This window comes from Paenibacillus silvae, assembly GCF_014639235.1.
GTDB lineage: Bacteria > Bacillota > Bacilli > Paenibacillales > Paenibacillaceae > Paenibacillus > Paenibacillus silvae.
Map to the genome: position 1 here is coordinate 177,582 of NZ_BMFU01000008.1, position 23,171 is coordinate 200,752.

The window sequence follows — 23,171 nt, forward strand, 5'->3', positions numbered from 1 at the left end:
GATCACTCTCTCTATGAATAACTCTTTCCGTATTGCCTTTAACTAAATCATCGCTTCAGCCAAGCCAACACAACAGCCCATTCCACAAAGCAATGTGAGAATCACCGTCATAACCGCCTCAGAGCCTTACTCCGGCTTATCCGTCAGCTTCACGGATACTTTCTCTGCTTTACCGTCCCGATAGAACGAGACCTCTAACGTATCACCGATCTTTTTCTTATCGTACAGGAATTTTCGCAGATCAAGCGTAGAGGTAATTTTTTGCCCGTCAAATTCCGTAATGACATCATTCAGCTTCAAACCTGCCTCGGATGCCGGGCCGGAAGCCTCCAGCACAACTACACCACTGTCCACGTGCGATGGCAGCTTCAGGTCTTTACGCTGTTCATCATCCAGTGGAGCATATGGATTGCTCAGATCAACGGTGTATACCCCCAGATAAGGACGGGACACTTTGCCGTTCAGAAGCAATGAATCCACCGTTTTCATCACTTCATTCATCGGAATCGCAAAGCCCAGACCCTCAACGCCTGTATCCGAGATTTTCATCGTATTGATGCCTACGACTTTCCCGTCCAGATCAACCAAAGCTCCGCCGCTGTTGCCTTCGTTAATCGCAGCATCCGTCTGAATAACATTTTGCTCCCAGTCGTACACACCGTCCTGGTTGATCGATACGGGCAGAATACGATCCGTATAACTCACGATTCCGGAGGTCAGCGTACCGCCGAGACCCAGCGGATTACCGATAGCCAGCACCGTCTGTCCACGCTGCAGCTTGCTGGAATCACCGATTTTCGCCGCTGCACCCAGTCCTTTATCCTCTGTCGACAATACCGCGATATCGCTCACCCGGTCCTTGCCCACCAGTTTGGCTTTATGTGTTTCCCCGTCCACGGTCACGATCTCCAGATCACTGGCGCCCTCCACAACATGGTGATTGGTCATAATGTAGGCTTTGCCATCTTCTTTTTTGAAAATAACCCCGGAGCCCAGCGCGGAATCATCCATGGACAGGCTGCTGCCTGTTTTATGATTCACGATGCTGACCACCGAAGGACGCACCTCTGCTGCAGCCGTGATAATGCGGTCGTAAGGATCAGCCGCCTGTGTTGTCTGTGCCACCCCAGCGCCTTGACCGGCAGCATTGGCTAAAGGCAGCTGTGCCGAGGGCTGGCTAATAAAGCTGAACAACGTAACCGTCACGATGGAGCTGATCACCGAACTGATGACCGCCACCTTGACGGTCGAACTGATTTCCGAGCGTGACCTGCGCGGATTGCTCCAGCGATCACGAGTGCGTCGTCCGCCTCCCGGACGGATAATCTGAAGTTTGCCTTTCTGTTCAGGTTCGGCGCGTCTTGATACCTTGGTTGAATAAAAATCATCTCCAAACAATCCCATCGTGATCCTCTCCCCTTCGTTGTCACGCATCAAGACCCTGACTGCCGCCCAGTTATTACATGAAAAAAGAGAAGACTCCCCCTGTTCCCCATGCTTTTTTTGCATTTTCACAAAATGGTCCTGTACTTCGCCTCATCCCGGAATCATGCCGGGCACGAGCGTTTATATACAACAGAATGACATTCCATCCTGTATGCTCTATCAATCATGCTCTCGCATGCTGCTGCGAGATTCGAGATTCCATTTCATACGCAAAACAGCCAAAATCACAATGCTCCTTATTATACTAAACACTTTAAATCCCGAAAAGTTGCATAATTACGTAAATAAACGTAAATTCTCGCCAATAACTCACTTAACAATAAAGGTCCATAGTATTTATCACCACAAAACCGGGTTCCCTAAGCGTACTTTTTGCTAAATGATCAAACTTTTTCATTTGCCGTTCATATTTTTCATTTCCATTCATCATCAGAACAACCGTCCGAACATTACTGTTTTAGCATACACACCCTGCCCGGAGAATGTTAGCGGCAAAAAGAGGAATGTTTTCCACCAAGCCTGACTACAATAATAGTAAAAGAACAATTCAGAGCTTCATAGAACGAAGGAGGATTCCACAATGGAACGCACGCGAACACTCACTGCTATGGACGAAGTGCATATGGCGGCCAAGCTGGCCGATCTCAAAGAAGAGCATTATCGCAATACACTGGCGCTCAGCACCATCATTGAATTGCTTATAGATAAAGGCATCCTGACCCGTGAGGAAGTGGAGCGCAAAGCCGCCGAACTGGACAGCTTTATGGCTCACCCACCCTATCCCATGGTGTAGGACGATCATAATACGTATCACAGAGCTTGAACTCATGATCCCGATAAAAACAGCCCCGGCTTTCCATCGCATCACGCACCGACATTTTCGCCAAGTCCATCATATTGTGATCCCGGCTGAGATGTGCCAGATACGTGCGCTTGATGCGTCCGTTCATCAGTTCACTAAGCGCCGCACCTGCGGCTTCATTCGACAAATGCCCGATGTCACTTAGAATCCGGCGCTTGGTGTTCCACGGATACCGTCCCATGCGCAGCAATTCGACATCATGATTCGCCTCCAGCACGAGCACATCCGAGTCGGAGATCGCATCGCGAACCTTGTCACTCATATAACCGAGGTCTGTCGCCACGGACAGCTTCTCGCTTCCATCATCGAACGTGTAACCTACCGGTTCAGCCGCGTCATGCGAAATGCCGAAGGATTCCACGCGCAGCGAGCCAAAATCATGCTTTTCACCCGTTTCAAATATCCGCCGGTTCTCCTCGGGAATGGCTCCGACTGACTTTTCCAATGCCGCCCACGTATTCGTGTTTGCATAGATCGGTAAATTATATTTCCGAGATATCGCGCCTAGTCCTTTAATATGGTCCGAATGTTCATGTGTTACCAGAATGCCGTCCAGTTCCGTCCCCGAAATCTCCCGTTCCAGAAACAGTGCCTCCAGGCGCTTCGCGCTGAGACCCGCATCAATCATGAGTGAGGTGCCCCCATGCTGAATGACCGTGGCATTACCTGTCGAACCGCTGGATAACACCGTAAAATATATCCCCATAACGCATTACTCCCCTGGTTTGTCTGACTTGGGACTGAATACATCCCCGCTGATGCCCTGCACGTACAACACTTCGCCACTTTCCAGCACGAACCGCCACGCCGGCATCGCTACCTGTATATCTGAGTTGAACAACTGGCCGTAGTAGCCCAGCTGTATATCTTTCACAATTGCATCGTTTGGCAAAAAGTTTTCGATCAGCGTTCCCAGCGCCTTCGACGCCGGAAGCACCTGCTGATCACTCTCCTCGGCGGTCGTAATCCGCACAGGAGTCTGATGATATCCCGTGATTTTCTGATCGCTGTAGAACAGCTCCAGACTCACGTTAAAGAGCGGCCACTTGCCGTCCACGAGCGGGTGGAGCACAAATGCCCCATCCTCCGCCATCAGCTGGTCCAGCCGATACGTGCCGATTTGCGGAATCTCCGCCTGCAGCGCATCCGCCAGCTCGCTTGGCGAGAAAATCAGCTTGCTGTCCACCGGCTGCTCCAGCTCTACTTCAATACCCGACTTGTCCTCTTCGATAAACTCATAGGACAGCTTCGGCAGCTTCGGTGTCTCGTTTGGAATTGGTGCCAGCACCTGGATACCCTTCTCTTCCATAGCCCGCTGCGTATTATCCGCGAGCGAGGTGAAGTCCAGATTGGCCCCTGCCGTCTCCCGCGCATCCATCCAGATCTGATACCCCAGCACCAGATTCAGCAGCAGAAAAGCATAGATTAATACATTTTTCGCGCGTCCCCAATCCAGAACCTTCACCTCCTCTTTTGGTTTGATCCCTGTTCAACCAATCCACACAACGCTGCACTCCAGGCTAACGATTCGTAGGAGCCTTATTTGCCCCATTTTTCGCTCGGTTTAATTCTAGCGATTCAGAGAAGCCTTATTTCGCGATTCCTCACATGTTTTCACCGTTTTTAGCCCATTTCTACCGAAATAGCGTCACCAGGAATCGTTAGATTGCCCAACTCCCGAAAATCCGGCATTTAGCGTCTCTGTGATTCGTTAGAATTTAGCCCAGCGCGGACGAGTACCCTAGATTACTCCAACAGCCTGCAACGTCTGAAGCAGCCTCATCTACTCTTCATGTCATGCTCCTGAATAACAGCTAGGATACCGTTGTTTCCTCGCCGTTTCCGAACCGGATCACCCAGACCGGGATCAGCCGCAGGCCGTCCTCCATTGCTGATGTGCGATAGGCCGGGTACACGTCCACAACTTTGCGATTTTCGCCAGCTACCTTTCGGATCAAATTTTTGAGCTTGTCCCCGCCAGGCAGCTTGATCGACTTCTTCGTTTCCGCACCCTCGTTCAAATATTCCAAAGATCGCTCATAACTCGACACCGTCTCCTGCTGCATTTCCATATTGATCGTGCCGAAGCGAAACTGCATGGAATCCATGATTGGAAAACTGCCATAATACTGCTGGAACTGCAGCTGCGTTTTATTGTCCGTTGACCTCAGCATCATGCGGGAACGCCCTTTCCAGCCGCCATGCTGGTTTACAAAATCAACCGCCGACAGCGCATCCTTGGACGCATCACTCTGTCCCGCAGGCGGTGCCGCCGGGTCCGTATAGCTGATCCAGCGCTGAAACTGTTTCACTTGCAGACTGCGTTTGCTGTCGGTATAAATCTCTGACCCGTCCTTTTCCCGAATATTCCGGGTCATGCTTGGATCAAAGAACAAACTGCGCTGCATCTGCTCCACCGTGAACTGGCCTGTCGGCACATCGGCCTCAATTGCATCCAGTGCCTGTGCAGGAATATAATACCCGCCTTCCATCAGCGTGTACGGTGTCCAGCTCGTACCAAAATCGACATGCTGCTGCACATCCTGCACCGTCAGGTCTGCCTGCGTGGCCTCATAGACCACATCGCCCTTGGCACTGAAGAACAGCGCATGTGCCTTCGTATCATTCGGGGTTGTATATATAGCAATACGATTGATCGTCTCTCCCTGAAAAAGAGTATCCGTACCCAGACGCATCACCCGCTGCAGCAAAGCAACGGGCATGCCCTCTTTGAAGGATAACTCAAACCCCGGGCTTTCCTTGCGAATCTGATCCCAATGGACCGACTGTACATTGCGGCGCTGGAAATCCTCGAATGTCCTGCCTTTTAACCTGGAATAGATGAGCTGATAGAACGTGTTACCAGGGTAAAACACGGTATGTTTGTCCTGACCCATATGAATAATCATCTGATCCGGGAAAATTAATTCCTCAATGCTGCGCTCCTGGCCCATATTTTCCGTCTTCACATAGTTTGTTTCCGAGGTTACAATCGAATCGCCACCTCCGGGCAAACGATAGATCAGGAAGTAGCTTTGCACCAGACTGGCTACAACCAGAGCAGCGAGCACCAGAGATTTAATCCGTTCCTTCAAGGTGCTCACCCCCTTTATCACGCATTGGCAGTGTAAAAGTTACCGTTGTGCCAACGTCAACCACGGATTCCAGTGAGATGCTGCCGTCATGGGCCTTTACAATTTCCCGGGCAATGGACAGTCCGAGCCCGGTGCCGCCCATGCTGCGAGAACGTGCTTTATCTACACGATAGAAGCGCTCGAATATGCGATCCAGATCCCGCTGTGGAATACCCATGCCTGTATCCGATACGGAGATTGCCAGCGTATGCTCATCACTGCGCCGGGCAGCGATCGTAATCGTGCCGCCCTCGAGCGTATATTTCAGCGCATTGGATACGACATTATCCAGGACCTGATCAATCTGATCACGGTCCAGCGGTACGGGTGGGATATCATGTTCCACAGACAGCACAGACTGAATGTCCTTCTGATGCATCTGGAAGGAGAAACGATCGGTCACTTCCTCCAGCATCTCCAAAATATCAATCGGCTGCTTGCGCAGCAGTGCTTCCTTCGAATCCAGCCTGGACAAGTGCAGCAGGTCCGTTACCAGACGAATCATCCGTTCCGTCTCATTCTGAATGACGCCGACAAAACGTCCGGCAAGCTGCGGATCTTCCAAGGCCCCATCATCCAGCGCTTCAGCGTAACTCTTGATCGTAGTCAGCGGTGTACGCAGCTCATGTGATACATTCGCCACGAATTCACGCCGCGACGCCTCGAGCTCCTCCTGCTCCGTTACATCCTGCAGCACCGCAATGGTACCCGTGATTCCAAGCTCACGCCGATGAACGGGAGTAAACGTCATGCGAATCACCACCGGCTCCTCCTGACCTGCCGGAGCAATCTGGAGCAGCGTAGAACCAGTAAAACCGCTCGCCAGAGCTTCCGCATCCTCTGGATCAATGCCGAGCAGAACGGCGAAATGCCTGCCTTCAATGTCGGATGGGCGCATGCCAAGAATGCTGCTGGCACGGCGATTCACCAGAATCACTTTGCCGAACTCATCGGTCGCAACAACCCCATCACTCATGTTGGTCAGAATGGAGGTCAGCTTTTCCTTCTCCTCTTCGTTCTGAGAGAGTGCGTCCCGCAATCTGCTTGTCATATAATTGAACGCACGGCTAAGCTGACCAATCTCGTCTGTGCCAAATACCGGTGTCTGCTGATCAAAATTCCCCTCAGCCACCGCCGTTGCCCGCCTCGTTACTTCCTTGATCGGCTGCGTAATTGTATGAGACAGAATGACCCCCAGCACCGCGGTTAATACCAGAGCAATCAGAATGCCGGAGATGAAAATTTTGTTGATGCCCTCCATCGTCGCGTACAGCTCGTTCATCGAAGCGGCGATGTAGACCGCTCCAATGATTTTGCCTCCGGATAATACCGGCTTGGCCACAACCTTTTTGCGAACATTATCCTCATCTACGATATATTCCTCATTGTCCCGAATGCCCTGCAGCGCACGGCTGACAACGGTCTGGGTATTTTTGCGCCCGATATAGTCGGAATGTGAACTTAGCGAGGTGGTAAGCACCTTGCCGCTGGCATCCAGCACCTGAATCTCCGCACCGTTAATGTTGAACAGGTTGTTCACCAGCACCCGCAGATTCTCCGTTTTGTCCTCGCCAGCCTCCGCTTCTCCACCAGCCATCGTCTCACCTACGAGAACGGATAGCATCTCCGCCCGGGCCTGCAAATCCTCCGTGAAGTTGCTGGTAAGCGAGTTCTTCATCGCACTGACAAAATAAACGCCGATCAATTGCATCGCAATCAGAATCAGCAGCACATAGATAATAATCAATTTCGCCTGAATCGTTCGAAAGAACGAAAATCCCGCGAATCGGCCCATTATATCCCCACGCTTTTGGCACTGCGCACGAGATAACCAAGCCCCCGGCGAGTCAGAATCGTTTCCGGCTTGCTTGGATTTTCTTCAATCTTCTCCCGCAGCCTGCGGATGGTCACATCCACCGTACGTACGTCACCAAAATATTCGTATCCCCATACAGCCTGCAGCAGATGCTCCCGTGTCATCACCTTGCCGGAATGCTTGGCCATATAATATAACAGCTCATATTCCCGATGCGTCAGATCAAGCGGCTCCCCGCCCTTGTAAGCCGTATACATATCCATATCAAAAGCCAGATCAAACAGCCGCAGCACCTGTTTTCCTGATTCCTCCGGCGTTTCTACAATCGCTGTTGGCTTATGCTGTCTGCGCATCTGGGCCTTAACCCTTGCAAGCAGCTCCCTAGTACTAAAAGGTTTGGTGACATAATCATCGGCACCCAGTTCCAGACCGAGCACTTTGTCGATCTCCCCGTCTTTGGCTGTCAGCATAATAATCGGCATCTCCAGATGGGCCCGTACCTCGCGGCACACATCCATCCCGTCCTTGCCCGGAAGCATCAGATCCAGAAGCATCAGATCGGGCTTTTCGGATAACGCCAGTTCTACCGCACGAATACCATCAAATGCGCAGATAACCTCGTAACCCTCTTTTTCCAGATTAAACTTCAGAATGTCTGCGATGGGCTGCTCGTCGTCCACTACCAAAATCTTTCCCTGCATCGGCTGAATTCACCCCTATATCCTGCTTGATCCGCCCACTGGCGCTGTCTCTCTGATCTATTTTGATAGTCCATAAATCCATATCGTGTTTGTTGACTATAGTCAACGATCTATACTCTAGTTTAACATACCTGAGGCACGGTCACATCCTGCTCGGGCCCTTGGAAGCCGTTTCCTTTAAAATATTTCACACCAAAAAACAAGGCCAGCTGTACAGCCAACCTTGTTCCCATGTCAGCATCACATATGCGATGCCTTTGCTTTATAATTAATTCAGATATGTCATCGGGTTTTCGGCACTGCCGTTTTTGATAATCTCGAAATGCAGATGTGTTCCCGTGGAACGCCCTGTATTTCCCATTACACCGATGCTGTCACCTTTCTCAACCACTTGGCCAACGTTCACACCAATGCTGTCCAAGTGACCATATAGTGTTTCGTATCCGTTACGATGGTTAATAATGATGACATTACCATAACCGTTCTTCTGTCCTGCAAAAGTAACTACACCCTCATCCGCAGATTTGACATCACGGTTACCGACCAGATCGACACCTTTATGCTGACGGCCCCAACGTTGCCCATAGCTGCTGCTCATCGTTGCATTGGATACAGGCCATGCAAATTGTCCTGTGCCCTCACCAACAACCTTGGTTCCCTTGAGCACAACCTCCGTCACAGCTGTTTTGATCACTTCTTGACCCAGCCATTCTTCCCGAACCACTTCACCATTCTCTTTGGTGATGCGATACTGCATGTTTTTCAGTCCGCTTTGGCCTGGACGAACAACTTTGGTCGTTCCCGCCTTCAGCTCGGCACTTTTACGCACCTCAACCTGCGGTTTCACTTCGATCTGCTCCACCACTTGCTCCACCGATTTAACCGTAATTGCCGGCTTCGGTACAGTCAGCGTTAACTCTTGTCCGATTTGGAGAGAAGTCTCCTTGATCCCCGGGTTATTTTGGCGAATCTCTTTTTGTGTAATATCATAACGTGCCGCAATGGAAGAGATCGTATCTCCTTCATGAACGACATAAGTTACAGGCGCGTCTTTACCAACGGTTAACGCCTTAACCGCCTCCGACACATCCCATATTTTATTCGGATCAGCCTTCACCGCATCCGTAGTGACATCTTCCTTAATGTCTACCGATTTTAACGTTGTGCTTGGGCCTTTATCCTTCTTGGAAGAATTCGCCGATACCGACTTGGTCTTCAGGGAGCTTCGCACAGCCGATGCCGGTATGTATTTGCTCTGTACCTGCTGCAGAATCGCGTCTGCCGTTTCCTGATCCTTCACAATACCGATGACTTCACCGTTGACCTTGAGCTCTACACCTTTAGCATAAGCCGTTAACATTTGCCCCAGCTTATCCAAGGTTTCCTCACTGTTTACTTCCGGCTTGTAGGCTCGTACCGACTCCGTTGTAATCCCGTCTGTATTCAGCACCATCTGCGCATCCGGATATTTACCCTGATATTCTTCGGTTTTCTCGGCAAACAGCTGCTGCAGCTGTGCTTCACTCGCGATTGCACCAATCTCCTGACCTTTAACCAAGACCTTGTAATATGGCACAGTATTGGAAGCCACGTATTGTTTGGCACCGAATCCAACGGATGCGGCAATCAAAATACCACAAGCTGTTGTAATGATCCATTTACGCGGCGCCAGCATTCTTTTCTTATTTGAACTGAAGTTGGACATGCTCATGTTGTTTTTGTCTTCGGCCGTCCGGTGCTCCCCGGATTGTTCGTGTACCCGGTTTTTGCCCGGTTGGCGTATGCCTCTGAAACCTTTCATGATTCTCTCCTTTTCAGCACTTCTTTGTTCGTTTTCTGGTCAGACATCACCTGCGAATTAGTCATGCGCAAGCGAGTCCAATAATATGAGTTAATTATACGATTCTGTAAAAACAGGACTTTAGCTGTGCTTGTAAAAGTGTCAAAATTTTAACCTTTTATCACACCCGTATACTTTAACACAGGTTTTACAATCATTTCAACTCCTATCCTCACATCATAAAGCCGCGCCACGTCTCGTTTTCCTGAAATACCCATCTATTTGATCGTTTGTTCCATCACCCATTATGCCTCAACCTCGGATCTACTATGTACTTTTTGTCTCAATCTAGGACTAGGTTCTAAGACCTATGTAATCAGTTTGAAATTTTTCATGTAAACACAAAGAATCCCCCACCAGAGACACTCTGATGAGGGATCATACTACGGCTATATAAGTTGAACTAAAGATTTTACACCATCCACTCCGATGACAGAATAACCTTCCAATCGCTGTTATCCCCAGATTTTTTCGATTCCCTTCTCCAAAGGGAAAAATCCGGTGATAAAGGCGAAGCTTATGCTTCCGATGTAGCTTTCTTACAGAAAGCTTTTAGCTCCGCTTTTTCAGGTTTTTTCTGTCCTCTCCGTTCACGTGTAAATTAATAGTTTAACTATATAAATTCTATAGTTTATTATTAACCCTTAATCGCCTACAGCTTGACGGCCTCTATAATGAACCTCTTCTGCTTCATATCCCAGAATCCATGCTGCTCGATTTCCATATGAATCTGCCATAAAGGCTCGCGGAATCGCTCCGCCGTAAAGTCAGGCACCTGCCACGGAATGGTTTTCAAATAATACACCAATGCCCCGATATCATAAATGCGCTGCACAGGTGCTGCCTCCATCTGTTTCCGAATATGAAATCCGTAATCCAATAACTGCTGCACTGCGAAATCCAGTTCCCAGCCCGCATATTCCGTCGGCATAGGAACACCTAACCGATCATTGATCTCCCGGCCATCCGACCAGCCTACCTGCTGTGTCAGAAATACACCGCCTTGAGCTAATACGCGCCGCACTTCCCGTGGATCATAAGATTCATGCCGGTTAATAACAAGGTCAAACTTTCCATCTGCAAAAGGCAGCTGTGCATCATCTGTTACAGGAAACACCTTCACACCTAAAGGCTGCAATCGTTCTTGAGCAACCGCTATGTTTGGCAGATATCCTTCCGTTGCACAGGAATATGCTGGCAGAGGGGCTAAATTGCATAACAGCTCTCCACCACCTGTACCCATATCCAACAGTCGTTTCGCATTCTGTATATGCCTGCGCGCGATCGTGCCATAGGACCAAGGCAATACGCCGCTCTGCAGCCGTCCACTTCCTGTAATATAACTGAAATCCCAGCCTAAAAAGGGCTGGCTCGCTTCCGTTAATCCTGATTCGAATCGTTCCGTTATCTCTGCAAGCTTCTCAGCAGATATATTCGCTGTAATTTTCGTTGTATCCGATGAATTCATGTTCATTAGTCCTCCCGTATTCGGTATTCATGCTTTCCTTGAGGTACAAGCGTACCACCTGATCTGAAGGAGGCATGAGTGGAGGGCCACGAATCCAAAGACAAGCGATCTGCCAGGCACATTGTGACGGTTGTTATATATCGTGCTCCTTGCTCAGCTTCATATCTTTTTCCTCCTGAACATAATAATTCAATTATAGAAAAAAGATTTGGGCAAGTCTATCCAATAGATGTACGATCCTTTGCCTATTCCTTGGTCAGACTAGCTTTTACACAGGGTATATGTCTCTTAGCTGTATAACTACTTCTCTCTCCCTCTGCCTTTATTCCGATTGCAGCACTTCCATCAGGCTGTCGTACTCCTCGCTTGTCAGGTACTTGGAGATCACCTGCTCAATCTCCCGCAGCTCCTGCTCTGTCAGCCCACCCTCCATTGCACCCGAGATCTGCTGCATTTCCTTCTGCGGCAGCTTGTTCATAAGCAAAGTGAAGATACGCTCCTTTTCTGCCGCAGGCAGCTTGTTTTTAGCGCCTGTAATATCATCGGGTGACACAACAATATCATCATCGCCCTCGCCCGCTGCCGTACCTGAATTGCGGTCTGTTTGAGCTGCGCCCTCACTTGAACTCTCGGGGGTTGATTCCTTGCCTGCATCCACATCTGCAGAATCGTTCTTTGTCCCGTTGGCGTTGCCCATGACTGAGATCGAATTCTCCGGGGCCTGTTCCTCCTCCGCTCCAGCGGGCTGATCCGCAGGTGTATTCCCCGTCTTCTCTCCCTCGGTGGATGAATTGGATTTACTACCTGTTGCCCCCTGAAACATCCCCAGAAGACCCGTGGGCTGCCCTTCCCACTGTATATTAAAACTGGCAAGCAATGACTTGGCATACGATTGTACAATTAGTCCTGTCGTCAACAGGGTCAGGGAACTGACCAGCAATACGATAAGTACAATTTTGACAAACCATAACAGCAACTTCATATCTGTTTCTCTCCCTCCAACGATACTTCCCTTGATCCAGGTGGATTGTGGGATATACGATTGATATACTGTTAGCCAGTATTGACGAAAATCTCGGGATTATATCCGATACAGACACAAAAAAACCTCCAGCCACCGCTATTTCTAGCAGCAGCTGAAGGTGATGATCTCAACAGCATGTTGATTTAAACATAGATTGGCAGAACTTGATTCGTTTGCTCACGATTGCGACCTACAGAGAAAATTGCGATTGGAATACCTGTCAACTCAGCTACACGTTTCACATAGTTCTGCGTATTCGCTGGCAGATCCTCCAGCTTCTTCGCTCCCGTAATGTCCTCGCTCCAGCCTGGCATTTCTTCGTATACTGCTTCACATTCTGCCAGCATCTTCAGGCTTGCCGGATAGTGAGTGATGACTTCACCGCGGAATTTGTAGCCTGTGCAGATTTTCACTGTATCCAGACCTGTCATAACGTCCAGCGAATTCAGGGACAGACCTGTAATGCCGCTCACACGACGAGCGTGACGAACAACAACACTGTCAAACCAGCCTACACGGCGCGGACGTCCAGTTACGGTTCCGTACTCATGACCTGTCTCACGAATCTGGTCCCCAATCGCATCATGCAATTCTGTAGGGAACGGGCCGTCACCTACACGTGTTGTATATGCTTTGGCTACGCCAATGACTTGCTGAATACGCGCCGGACCAACGCCGGAACCGATACATACGCCGCCTGCAGACGGGTTGGATGAAGTCACATAAGGATACGTACCTTGGTCAAGGTCCAGCATTACACCTTGTGCGCCTTCAAACAATACCTTTTTGTTCTCATCAATGGAATCGTTCAGTACCACAGATGTATCCCGTACGTAAGGACGAAGAATCTCTGCATAGCCGAGGTAATCCTTCAGAATTTCTTCAACATCTACCGGCGTACCGTTGTACACTTGCTCGATAACACGATTTTTTTCTTTTACCAGATGACGCAGCTTCAGTTCGAATTCTTCTGCATCCATCAGGTCCACCATACGAATACCGATCCGCGCGGATTTGTCCATGTAACAAGGGCCAATCCCTTTACCTGTTGTACCGATTTTGTTCGGGCCTTTGCTCTCTTCCTCCAGTGCATCCAGAACCATGTGGTAAGGCAGGATGATATGCGCGCGTTCACTGATGGACAGGTTTTTCGTTGTAAAGCCATTATCATGAATATAATTAATTTCTTCAATAAGTGCCTTCGGGTTGATAACCATACCGTTACCAATCACACATGCTTTGTCTGTGTAAAAGATACCCGATGGAATCATCGTCAATTTATATTTTTTGTTGTCGATCAGGATTGTATGGCCCGCATTGTTACCGCCTTGATAACGAGCGACCACATCAGCGCTTTCAGCCAAATAATCCGTGATTTTACCTTTTCCTTCGTCTCCCCATTGCGTTCCCACTACAACTACCGTTGACATAGTTAACATACCTCCGTGGGTGCCTTGCGCACCTTTGTATTGGTCTGTCCGTCCTCTATCCCGGCAGGCATGTTACGCAATAAACCGACTGAGAAGCGTGCTAACGGACAGTAAAAATGTCCTTCCTTTACATTGAAGGGAAGGTTTGCACTGCTTTAACGCAGCAGTATTAGTGTAACAGTCCGCTTTTTCAAAGTCAAATGAAATGGCGAACAATTATATATGGCACTTGCTTAATGTTCGGAATTATGACCGTATTTCACAGTAAAAAACCGATGAATACAGTCTTGTTCACCTTGACTGTATTCATCGGTACTTTTACATTTGCTATTCATTCACGCTATATATGGTATAAATCCTGGTATTCAACCGTGATATTCTCCTATTACTGGGTTGTACCGGATAGCCTGTGTACCCCTGTTCAGCGTAATCACAGTCTATCCTTTACATCGCGAAGGCGTCATTATGTGCCCGCTCGTAATTGACGAATTTATTAAAGTTTTTGAGGAAGACCAGTTCCACCGTGCCTACCGGACCGTTACGCTGTTTGGCAATAATGATCTCGATAATATTTTTTTTCTCGGTTTCCTGGTTGTAATAGTCATCCCGGTACAGGAAGGCTACGATATCAGCATCTTGCTCGATCGAACCCGATTCCCGCAAGTCACTCATCATTGGACGTTTATCCTGACGCTGCTCTACACCCCGGCTGAGCTGGGACAGCGCGATAACGGGAACTTCCAGCTCCCGGCCAATCTGCTTCAGTGTACGTGAAATCTCGGATACCTCTTGCTGACGGTTCTCCCCGGCTTTGCCCCGTCCACTGATCAGTTGCAGGTAGTCGATCAAGATCATGCCAAGACCCTTTTCTTTCTTGAGACGACGGCATTTGGCACGAATATCGGCTACCGTAATACCTGGCGTATCATCAATGAAAATGTTGGCCTCGTTCAGAGCTGCAATTCCCATCGTCAGCTTCTGCCAATCCTCATCACCCTTGAATTCCCCTGTACGAAGAACTCCTGCGTCCAGATTGGCTTCCGCACAGATCATCCGTTGTACGAGCTGTGCAGCTGACATCTCCAGACTGAAGATAGCTACGGTTTCTTGCGCCCGAATGCCTACATTCTGAGCGATATTCAAAGCAAAGGCTGTTTTACCTACGGATGGACGCGCCGCGACAATAATCAAGTCACTGCGCTGAAATCCTGCTGTCATCTTGTCCAGATCGATGAAGCCCGATGGAATCCCGGTTGTCGTTCCACGGTTCTGATGCAGCGTTTCAACTTTATCGAAAACTTCCATCAGCACGTCCTGAATAGCAATAAAACCACTGCTGGAACGTCTGTTGGAAATTTCAAGAATGCGGCGCTCCGCCTCACCAAGCATAGCTGCTACATCTTCTCCGCCTGTGTACCCTTCACTCACAATCTGTGTTGCAGTACGAATCAAACGACGCAGCATCGATTTCTCCTCGATAATCTGCGCATAATAATCCACGTTGGCTGCCGTAGGCACACCGTGAGCGAGCTTGGCCAGGTAACTGACACCGCCAATGTCCTCCAGCTCGCCTTTATCCTTCAGACGTGAAGTCAGCGTAACAAGGTCAATCGGTTGATTTTCCTCACCCAGCTGAATCATCGCTTCATAGATCAATTGATGGGGCTTGTCGTAGAAATCCTCGGTTTGCACCCGTTCCATCGCTGTAATCAGAGCTTCGCCCTGAAGCAGGATTGCACCCAGCACAGCCTGTTCGGCCTCCAGGTTCTGCGGGGGAATCCGGTCGAATAACATTTCGCCGCCCATTTTACTCCTCCGTTACCTGAACCTTTAAGGTTGCCTTCACTTCAGGATGAACCTTAACGGTCACTTGTGTTACACCAAGCGTACGAATCGGCTCTTCCAGCTCAATTTTACGTTTATCCACTTTCAGGCCTTTTTTGGATAAAGCTTCTGCGATCTGTTTGCTCGTAATTGCGCCGAACAGACGACCACCCTCACCAGCTTTTGCTTTTAGCTCCGTCACTTCTGCTTCCAGCTTCTTCGCCAGAACCTCTGCTTCGGCTTTTTCTTCCTGTTTGCGTCTTTCTTCCGCAGCATTCTGGTTATCCAGTGTTTTCATGTTACCTTCAGTAGCCAGACGTACAATTCCCCGTGGCAGCAGGAAGTTCTGTGCGTATCCTTCAGATACTTCCTTCACTTGCCCTTTCTTGCCTTGACCCTTCATATCTTTTATAAAAATGACTTTCATTCGAACAACCCCTCTTCCTTTTCGATTTCAGCCAGGACGTTCATCAGCCGTTTCTCCGCTTCTCCCAGCGTTCCTTCAAGCTGCACAGCCGCATTGGTCAAATGGCCGCCGCCGCCAAGCCGTTCCATAACCACTTGAACGTTCATACGGCCCAGTGACCTCGCACTGATGCCAATCAGTCCATCCGGACGCTCACTTATAACAAATGATGCGACTACGTCCTTCATATTAAGCAATGTGTCCGCCACCTGGGCGATCATCATCTGTGAAATTTTGTTGCCAGGTCTAGTGACCGCTAGCGCAATATTCCCATATACCATTTTAGCATGCTTTATGATTTCTGCCTTAGCAATATATTCTGACAGATCCTCTTTCATCAGCTTCTGCACCATAATTGTGTCTGCACCGCTGCGACGAAGGAAACCCGCGGCTTCAAAAGTCCGGGAGCCTGTGTGCAGTGCAAAATGCTTTGTATCAAGCGTTATGCCGGCCAGAAGGGCTGTTGCTTCAAGTGGAGTAAACTGCACCTTCTCATGAATATACTGAAGAAGCTCGGTTACAAGTTCCGCCGCGGATGAAGCATATGGCTCCAAATAGATCAGTACCGCATCATTAATAAACTCTTCCCCCCGGCGATGATGATCCACCACCACGACACGCGTTGCAGTCTGGACCAGTTTGGGCTCCATCGTCATGGAGGCCTTATGGGTATCTACAACAACTAATAGCGTGTGCTCCGTCATCAGCTGGGTGGCCTGCTCCGGTGAGACAATTGCTTTAGACAGCTTCTCATCCTTGTTCACCTGCTCCATCAGCCGTTCAATGGAGGGATTCACGCCATCCAGCACGATCCGGGCCTCAACGTTATACAGACTTGCAGCCTTCCATACCCCGATGGATGCGCCAATGGCGTCCATATCCGGCATCTTGTGCCCCATGATCAGCACGCGGTCGCTTTCCTGCATCAGGTCACGCAGCGCATGAGCAATTACCCTCGCTCTGACCCGGGTACGTTTCTCCACTGCATTTGATTTTCCGCCGTAAAAAGATAAACGCTGCCCCGCCTTCACAGCCGCCTGATCGCCACCTCGCCCAAGGGCCATATCCAGACTGGACTGCGCAAGCTCTCCCAGCTCACTGATGCTGTCCGAGCCAAATGCAAGTCCAACGCTGAGCGTCATCGGCACCTTCAGATCAGCTGTCATCTCCCGAACCTCATCCAGAATGACAAACCTGCTCTGCTCCAGCTCCTGCAGAGATTTATGATTGAGCATCATCAGATAACGATCTGATGAAAGGCGGCGAAGATATACTTCGTACCGCTTCGCCCAAGCTGTTATCTCGCTGGTGACTCTGGCAATGAGAGCTGTACGCTGCTGATCATCCATGCCCTGAGCAGCCTCGTCCAGATTGTCCAGAATAAGAATACCCAGCGCAATACGTTCATTCTCATATTTATCCCGAAGGATAGCCAGTTCTGTAATCTCGTACACATACACGTACCGCTCCTGCGGGTTATGAATTACACCGTAATAGCGATCATCCAGCTGGAATTCATCATGAAACTCCTTGGATGAAGGCTCTTTTGATGCTTCCTTCTTCTCCTTCGGTTGAGGGAGATTCGGAAACAGATTAGGCATAGAGCTGCCCACCAATGTTTTCTCATGAAACATCTCTGCAACAAAGCGGTTATGCCACTCTACCGTACGATCCTCGCTATACAGCACAATTCCGAACGGAAGCATGCTAACCGCCTCGCCCTCCATTCGTTTAATACGAATGGTCAGGCCGTTAATATAATCGTTCAGTTCCCGGCGGAATGCCATTTCTGCCTTAATCATGACGATTCCCAGCACCGAAGCCAGTATCAGACTAATCAAACCAAGCGTCCAGTTATAGATCGTAACGAACATCACAAGCAGCAGCAGCAGTATGAACGCCCATACGGTATAATAGCCGTGCCAGCGTTTCTTTAGAAATTTAGGCATGACTCATCACCCTATCGTTTTGATTTCGATATTGCCTCACGGAGCGGAAACGCCAGATCAATAATTCCGACAATGCGAAGCGGACCAATGAAGAAGACCGCTGCTCCCAGTAAATACGGAATAACCGGGTTCCATCTTTTCAGATGTGAGAGGAAGAAGAAAAAGCCGATCGCCTGAATCATAAAGCCAAGGTTGATGAGCGGTGACATATTCATCGCTATCATCTTCCAATACGTTCCATCACTTTGTCTGGAGATTACTTCGATAATCAGTGCCAGGAAGTAATACCAGATCAACGAACGTGGCATACGCCACTCTCTTGCGGGTGGAAGCTTGGGCACATTCATGCCCATCACGTTAAGAACAGGACGCGCAATAACATGTGTTATAAAGGCCATGACCATCGAGGTCACCACTAATGCAAATGGAATCATTAACTGTGTCTGCTTGGCCACATCTTCTGTCATCTCGGGTGTCCACACAAATCCATTAATCATCTGACTGGATGAATTGGTAAGCGGTTCAATCGTGAGCTGTACCACATCTTTAATGTACGTAGACAGGTCGAACTGGAATATGAGACTGCCGATCAATAACAACAGCAGATACTCTGCCAGCATCGTACCGCCACCAGCCATTAAAGTGAACAGCGCTGACTTTTGCTTCTTATACGCATTGCCCATGGCGATTGCCGGAAGTATAAAGACCAACATAAATAACAGATAAATCGGATGCACCACTACCAATACAATAGCAACGGGCAGGAGATGCCATATAAACGATTTTACAGATAATGAAGCATACAAAATAACTCCTGGAATGATCATGAAGAAAATGGAGAGCACCGATAACGGAGTAAGCAGCGATAGCAGCAAAAGCAACATTGCCGCACTCCAGACAGCTGTTTTAAAGCTAAATTTCAACAAATTCACCTCTTACGCATATGATCTTCGAGCGCGGAAATATCCTGATACCAGTCTTCAAGCTGGTGACCTTCCTGTTTATGCTTTTTCAACTTCTCAACAAGCAGTGCATCCAGGTCTTTAAACGGAATACCGAGCCTTCGGCCCAATATGTAGCTGCTCATCATCAAGCTGGCAAGACTATCTCCGATTCGAATCGTGCTGCCTTCCCACAATGCTTTGAATAATCGGGATACCTGATCAAGTACTTCGGTTTTTAGCCATTCAATCACTTTAGCCCTTTTGGCTACATCCAGTTCTTTAGGCATTTGGCGAAAGTCACTCTCCCCGAAAAAGCTTTATTCTCGATTATAGCATAAAAAGGGGGCCCGCAAAATTACCCCAAAAAGCGGAGAAATTCTCCAAAACTCAATGTCAGGTACGATGCGGAGCCCCGTACATCTTATTCATATATATTAGTAATAATCGCTGTGATTATCCCTACGGGCCCATTCTTTTTGAAAAGAATCCAACTTATTTAGCCTTAACGGACTCCTTGGCCACAATACCTTCACAATATTCGATAATCTGACTACGTCTCACAATCCCGATAAAACGCTCCATATCATCCACGACCGGCACAAAGTTCTGTACTTTGGCCAGATTAATCAGATCCTCCATATTTGCATCAATGGACACCGGCTTTATATCAAGCCTTAGCGGAACGTCTTTGAGCAAAAACTTTGAAGCGTTTTCAAAGGTTATCTTTCCCTCGGCATTTTTCATATACCACAGAAGATCACCTTCCGTAACCGTACCAATATACTTGCCTTCCTTATTTAAAATAGGCACTGCTGTGAATCGATGATATTCCATCCGTTCCAGCGTTTGCCGCAGCGTAGAGTCCGACGTCACACATGTAACCTCTTGTTTGGGTAGCAAAAAAAATGCGATGTTCATACCCCTGCGTATCCTCCTTGTGTATTTCTCGTTCAACTGGCTCGCTCAACTTATATTATACGTTATAGAACGACAGATGTTCCAAAAGGATGGAAATCTAACATATTGAAGCGCCCCACACAAAGAAAAAAACAGCAGCCCGCTCGTTAAACGTACTGCTGATTGCTGTGCAAGATACACCCTCTGTATGGAATTCATTATTCGATCTTCTGCCGGTCGGGAATCATGACTTCACCGGCTGGGGTCGATTGATCCATCCAGTTTTTAATCAGCTCTTTGGCATATTGAACATCTTTCTCATCAGCACGACCATAATAAATACCGTTTTTACGCATACCTTCGCTCAAAATCGTGAAGCTGGAAACCTGCGGTTTATCCTGTGTCAGCACCTGCTTCGCCAGATCAATAATAAAGGTTGGCTGCATGTCCGTCTGGAAATTATCACCCATGATCTGGAACAGCTCAGGGATCTTTGCAATCTGGCTCAGATTCAACATTTTGTTTGCAAAAGCATTCAGGAAAATTTGCTGCCGATTCGTACGGTTAAAATCACTGTCTTCACGGTATCTCACATAATAAAGGGCTTCCTGACCGTCATAGATCGGTTTGCCGCCTTTAATTGTGAACTGCTCATGATTCGGATCTTTGTTCACGATATCCTGATCAATGGGCAGTGAAATACCACCGAGTGCATCGACAACCTTTTTGATTCCCTGAAAATTGATCGTTGCATAGTAACCTACATCTGCATCAAGGAACTTTTCCACCGTATTGATGGACATATTCTCCCCACCGAAGGCGTAAGCATGCGCGATTTTGTCGTAATCATCCGTCCCGTCCTTGTCTGCATCCCTTCCAACAATCTGAACATAGGTGTCGCGAGGAATGGATACCAGCAGCACTCGAGACTCCTTAGGCCTTACAACGGCGTAGATGACTGCGTCGGAACGTCCACGGGACTTCTCATAGTCACGTTTATCCGAGCCCAGAAGTAATACAGAGAATGGCTCTTTGCGATACACTGTTGGATCCGGTGTATTATTGCCTTCCTGTGGCACGTAAGAATGGGTCAGTTGTGCTTCTACCGTGTCCGCAAGGAACAGATCAAATGCAGCAACCGCGAGCTGCTGACGAAATACATAACCGCCAATGAGCAAAACAACAAGTGAAATCAGTGTTATATATAGGCCTTTGCGACTTTTCTTCTTCTTTTCTTTAGTTCTGCTTTTCATTCATCGATTCCTTCTTCACTCTCAAAATTGAAAATCATTACTACACATTAAACGTTCAATACGTCTGGTGACACGCAGTTCTCCGAACTTTTCTATCTTTCGCCCCGGAGCAGTGCTGATGCTCGTTCTATTGTAATCATTCCTGCACAATGAAAAGTTACAATCGGGTTAAATTAAAAAGAACAGCACTCCCCTTTTCGGTTACAAAAGGTTCAACTGTTCTTCTTTATGCTTCATAGCTTTCTCTTCATTTACAAAGATTGCAAAGGCTCATTTTTCATCTGCCGCTTCTCTTTCTGACGAAGATGTCCGGTAACAAGAGCTACAACCAAGGTAAGCACGCTAAAAATAACTGCAGACCAGAATAGCCCGTTGTACCCCTGGCCTGTCGTTTGATGTACTGCCTGAAGAAGTGCTTCCCTTATATTGGCATCTGGAATCCTGGATAATCCAGTCATCAGGCTGGAAACGTCATTTTCCGATGCCCCGCCTGAAGCATATTGCTCCAGCATGGCTGGTGGAACCTCGATGCCTCTTGATGCAAGACCAGCTTGAATATTAGAACCGAGATTGGAGAACGAACGTGCCAGAAATCCGGCGAAAATCGTTGGCGCAATCGCCATCGCCATCTGGCGGAACAGAGAGCTTGTAGCCACCGCAATGCCTTTGTTGTTTTCGCCCGCCTGTTCCGTAACAAGAACATTGACCGGCGCACCCAGCATCATACCGAAACCAATCCCGACAAGGGTGCTCGCAATAACAAACTGCCATATATGCTCTACCCACAGCGGAAACAACAGAAAACCGATCGCAGAAAGTAGTCCTGCTGCGGATAACGTCCATATTGGGCCTTTGCGGTCCACAAGGTAGCCACCGCCTCCAGCTCCAATCCCCGAAGCCAAAGCAAGAGGGGTAAACCAGTACCCGGAAGCCGTGCTGGATACGCCCAGATATTGCTCTACAAAACCTGGAATGAAAATAACCGAGGCCAGAATGGCTCCCGAGAAAAAAGCAATAAGCAACGTCCAGCGAAAGGACGCAATGCCAAGCAGTTGTGTGGAAACGACCGGTTCACGGTCTGATCCCTCCAGCCTTTTTTCCATATAATAAAAAACAACCAATACGACCACTCCGGCCAAAAAGAAGCCATAGAACATTGGCGAAGCCATGCTTTGAAGCATGTTCACGCCGTTCAGATTACTGAAGCTGTACATCAGACTCAGCACGCCCAGGCTCAAGACTGCAATACCGCTCCAATCGACAGCTGCACGGCTCAGCTCCTGCTCCTCCTGAATATATTTGAATCCAGCAAGGAACAGCAATATAGCAATCGGTACGTTAATGAGGAACAACCAGTGCCAATTCCCGGTTACATCAAGAATAAACGCGCCGATGTTCGGCCCGAGGATCGCTGCGATACCGTTCATACCTCCGAGAAGCCCAAGTGCAGTTCCTTGTCGCTGGGCCGGAAATTTACTAAGCACATAGGAGCTGGCAATGATGAATATCCCGCCGCCGCCAAGTGCCTGAATGACCCGGGCAATCAGGAAAAAGGTAAACGAAGTGCTCAATGCGACAAGAAGCGATCCGATACCGAATAAAGCAACCTCAATCAGAAACAGCTTCTTACGCCCGAATCGATCCGACAGCTTGCCCGCTATCGGTACGCTGATCGCAAGCCCTAGTGTGTAAAGTGTAATCGTCCAGGCTCCCCATGTAGGCGAGACGCCAAACGAAGCATTCAACGTGGTTAGCGACGAAGTAATAATTCCGTTATCGAGTGCCGCCATAAATACACCCACTGCAAACAGAATCAACGGCCATTTCATTTCTTTTTGCATCCTTTGGTTACCTCCCGTTCTGATCTTTTGTTCTGCCTTCGTACCAACCGAATAATACTTATATATAAACTGGAATGAACATTAATGACTCATTGGTCATTTTAAAATAAACCTTATCCTTATGTCAATTCATGAATATCGTAGCCAAATATATTTATAAAAAAAGCTGCACCCCGATTCACATCGAATCAGAGTACAGCCTCACCCTTGTTTCACCTTTTGTATTAGGAAGTAAACCCGGGTCATGGATACTTACTTCTTTAAAACCTTTCCTTT

At 48.4% G+C, this 23,171-nt stretch carries 19 protein-coding genes; 1 reads left to right on the plus strand and 18 read right to left on the minus strand.

Features of this window, described 5'->3' with window-relative positions:
* Positions 1-126: 126 nt before the first annotated feature.
* Positions 127-1,404 carry a S1C family serine protease gene (locus IEW26_RS22595; protein WP_188594007.1) on the minus strand — a complete coding sequence of 426 codons (1,278 nt, stop codon included), beginning with the start codon at positions 1,402-1,404 and terminating at the stop codon, positions 127-129.
* 622 nt (positions 1,405-2,026) lie between these two features.
* Here IEW26_RS22595 and IEW26_RS22600 point away from each other — a divergent pair.
* Positions 2,027-2,239, plus strand: a complete 213-nt coding sequence (locus tag IEW26_RS22600; protein WP_090923564.1) for a hypothetical protein — start codon at positions 2,027-2,029, stop codon at positions 2,237-2,239.
* On the opposite strand, the gene IEW26_RS22605 is transcribed toward IEW26_RS22600, so the two are convergent.
* The 17 genes from IEW26_RS22605 to IEW26_RS22685 form a co-directional block, all read right to left on the minus strand.
* Positions 2,208-3,014 (minus strand): MBL fold metallo-hydrolase, encoded by an 807-nt coding sequence (locus IEW26_RS22605; protein WP_111269826.1) that lies wholly within the window; start codon positions 3,012-3,014, stop codon positions 2,208-2,210. The two genes, IEW26_RS22600 and IEW26_RS22605, sit on opposite strands and share 32 nt — an antisense overlap.
* Before the next feature lie 6 nt (positions 3,015-3,020).
* Complete coding sequence (gene yycI, locus IEW26_RS22610; RefSeq protein ID WP_145405233.1) at positions 3,021-3,764, minus strand: two-component system regulatory protein YycI; 744 nt, start codon at positions 3,762-3,764, stop codon at positions 3,021-3,023.
* A gap of 358 nt (positions 3,765-4,122) precedes the next feature.
* Positions 4,123-5,403, minus strand: coding sequence for a YycH family regulatory protein (locus IEW26_RS22615; RefSeq protein ID WP_188594008.1), 1,281 nt, complete (start codon positions 5,401-5,403; stop codon positions 4,123-4,125).
* Entirely contained in the window at positions 5,387-7,237 is a 1,851-nt protein-coding gene (gene walK, locus IEW26_RS22620; protein ID WP_188594009.1) for a cell wall metabolism sensor histidine kinase WalK, read from the minus strand. Before walK ends, IEW26_RS22615 begins: the two co-directional genes overlap by 17 nt.
* On the minus strand, positions 7,237-7,959 hold the full coding sequence (gene yycF, locus IEW26_RS22625; protein WP_188594010.1) for a response regulator YycF: 723 nt from the start codon (positions 7,957-7,959) through the stop codon (positions 7,237-7,239). The genes walK and yycF overlap by 1 nt, the downstream gene beginning before the upstream one ends.
* Before the next feature lie 268 nt (positions 7,960-8,227).
* A complete protein-coding gene (locus tag IEW26_RS22630) occupies positions 8,228-9,760 on the minus strand; it encodes a peptidoglycan DD-metalloendopeptidase family protein (RefSeq protein ID WP_188594011.1) in 1,533 nt (510 codons plus the stop codon).
* Between the two features lie 691 nt (positions 9,761-10,451).
* Positions 10,452-11,267, minus strand: coding sequence for a class I SAM-dependent methyltransferase (locus IEW26_RS22635; protein WP_188594012.1), 816 nt, complete (start codon positions 11,265-11,267; stop codon positions 10,452-10,454).
* A gap of 322 nt (positions 11,268-11,589) precedes the next feature.
* Positions 11,590-12,249 carry a hypothetical protein gene (locus IEW26_RS22640; protein ID WP_188594013.1) on the minus strand — a complete coding sequence of 220 codons (660 nt, stop codon included), beginning with the start codon at positions 12,247-12,249 and terminating at the stop codon, positions 11,590-11,592.
* 185 nt (positions 12,250-12,434) lie between these two features.
* Entirely contained in the window at positions 12,435-13,721 is a 1,287-nt protein-coding gene (locus IEW26_RS22645; protein WP_145405165.1) for an adenylosuccinate synthase, read from the minus strand.
* 444 nt (positions 13,722-14,165) lie between these two features.
* Positions 14,166-15,527, minus strand: a complete 1,362-nt coding sequence (gene dnaB, locus IEW26_RS22650) for a replicative DNA helicase (protein WP_111269834.1) — start codon at positions 15,525-15,527, stop codon at positions 14,166-14,168.
* 1 nt (position 15,528) lies between these two features.
* Entirely contained in the window at positions 15,529-15,972 is a 444-nt protein-coding gene (rplI, locus tag IEW26_RS22655) for a 50S ribosomal protein L9 (protein WP_110896928.1), read from the minus strand.
* Positions 15,969-17,960, minus strand: a complete 1,992-nt coding sequence (locus IEW26_RS22660; protein WP_188594014.1) for a DHH family phosphoesterase — start codon at positions 17,958-17,960, stop codon at positions 15,969-15,971. The genes rplI and IEW26_RS22660 overlap by 4 nt, the downstream gene beginning before the upstream one ends.
* Positions 17,961-17,971: 11 nt before the next feature.
* Positions 17,972-18,883: a DUF2232 domain-containing protein gene (locus IEW26_RS22665; protein ID WP_188594015.1), complete on the minus strand. Its 912-nt coding sequence runs from the start codon at positions 18,881-18,883 to the stop codon at positions 17,972-17,974.
* Between the two features lie 5 nt (positions 18,884-18,888).
* Complete coding sequence (locus IEW26_RS22670; RefSeq protein WP_090923575.1) at positions 18,889-19,191, minus strand: MazG-like family protein; 303 nt, start codon at positions 19,189-19,191, stop codon at positions 18,889-18,891.
* 205 nt (positions 19,192-19,396) lie between these two features.
* The gene (locus IEW26_RS22675) at positions 19,397-19,822 is read right to left on the minus strand and encodes a CBS domain-containing protein (RefSeq protein ID WP_111269836.1); all 426 of its coding nucleotides are present in this window, start codon (positions 19,820-19,822) and stop codon (positions 19,397-19,399) included.
* 197 nt (positions 19,823-20,019) lie between these two features.
* Positions 20,020-21,054, minus strand: coding sequence for an LCP family protein (locus IEW26_RS22680; RefSeq protein WP_111269837.1), 1,035 nt, complete (start codon positions 21,052-21,054; stop codon positions 20,020-20,022).
* Between the two features lie 251 nt (positions 21,055-21,305).
* Positions 21,306-22,895, minus strand: coding sequence for an MFS transporter (locus tag IEW26_RS22685; RefSeq protein WP_145405171.1), 1,590 nt, complete (start codon positions 22,893-22,895; stop codon positions 21,306-21,308).
* Between the last annotated feature and the right edge of the window lie 276 nt (positions 22,896-23,171).

Excerpts from the sequence above, each read along its gene's own strand:
- IEW26_RS22595 (WP_188594007.1), bottom strand. The coding sequence starts at position 1,404 with ATGGGATTGTTTGGAGATGATTTTTATTCAACCAAGGTATCAAGACGC.
- IEW26_RS22600 (WP_090923564.1), top strand. The coding sequence starts at position 2,027 with ATGGAACGCACGCGAACACTCACTGCTATGGACGAAGTGCATATGGCG.
- IEW26_RS22605 (WP_111269826.1), bottom strand. The coding sequence starts at position 3,014 with ATGGGGATATATTTTACGGTGTTATCCAGCGGTTCGACAGGTAATGCC.
- walK (WP_188594009.1), bottom strand. The coding sequence starts at position 7,237 with ATGGGCCGATTCGCGGGATTTTCGTTCTTTCGAACGATTCAGGCGAAA.
- yycF (WP_188594010.1), bottom strand. The coding sequence starts at position 7,959 with ATGCAGGGAAAGATTTTGGTAGTGGACGACGAGCAGCCCATCGCAGAC.
- IEW26_RS22630 (WP_188594011.1), bottom strand. The coding sequence starts at position 9,760 with ATGAAAGGTTTCAGAGGCATACGCCAACCGGGCAAAAACCGGGTACAC.
- IEW26_RS22635 (WP_188594012.1), bottom strand. The coding sequence starts at position 11,267 with ATGAATTCATCGGATACAACGAAAATTACAGCGAATATATCTGCTGAG.
- IEW26_RS22640 (WP_188594013.1), bottom strand. The coding sequence starts at position 12,249 with ATGAAGTTGCTGTTATGGTTTGTCAAAATTGTACTTATCGTATTGCTG.
- IEW26_RS22645 (WP_145405165.1), bottom strand. The coding sequence starts at position 13,721 with ATGTCAACGGTAGTTGTAGTGGGAACGCAATGGGGAGACGAAGGAAAA.
- dnaB (WP_111269834.1), bottom strand. The coding sequence starts at position 15,527 with ATGGGCGGCGAAATGTTATTCGACCGGATTCCCCCGCAGAACCTGGAG.
- rplI (WP_110896928.1), bottom strand. The coding sequence starts at position 15,972 with ATGAAAGTCATTTTTATAAAAGATATGAAGGGTCAAGGCAAGAAAGGG.
- IEW26_RS22660 (WP_188594014.1), bottom strand. The coding sequence starts at position 17,960 with ATGCCTAAATTTCTAAAGAAACGCTGGCACGGCTATTATACCGTATGG.
- IEW26_RS22670 (WP_090923575.1), bottom strand. The coding sequence starts at position 19,191 with ATGCCTAAAGAACTGGATGTAGCCAAAAGGGCTAAAGTGATTGAATGG.
- IEW26_RS22675 (WP_111269836.1), bottom strand. The coding sequence starts at position 19,822 with ATGAACATCGCATTTTTTTTGCTACCCAAACAAGAGGTTACATGTGTG.
- IEW26_RS22680 (WP_111269837.1), bottom strand. The coding sequence starts at position 21,054 with ATGAAAAGCAGAACTAAAGAAAAGAAGAAGAAAAGTCGCAAAGGCCTA.
- IEW26_RS22685 (WP_145405171.1), bottom strand. The coding sequence starts at position 22,895 with ATGCAAAAAGAAATGAAATGGCCGTTGATTCTGTTTGCAGTGGGTGTA.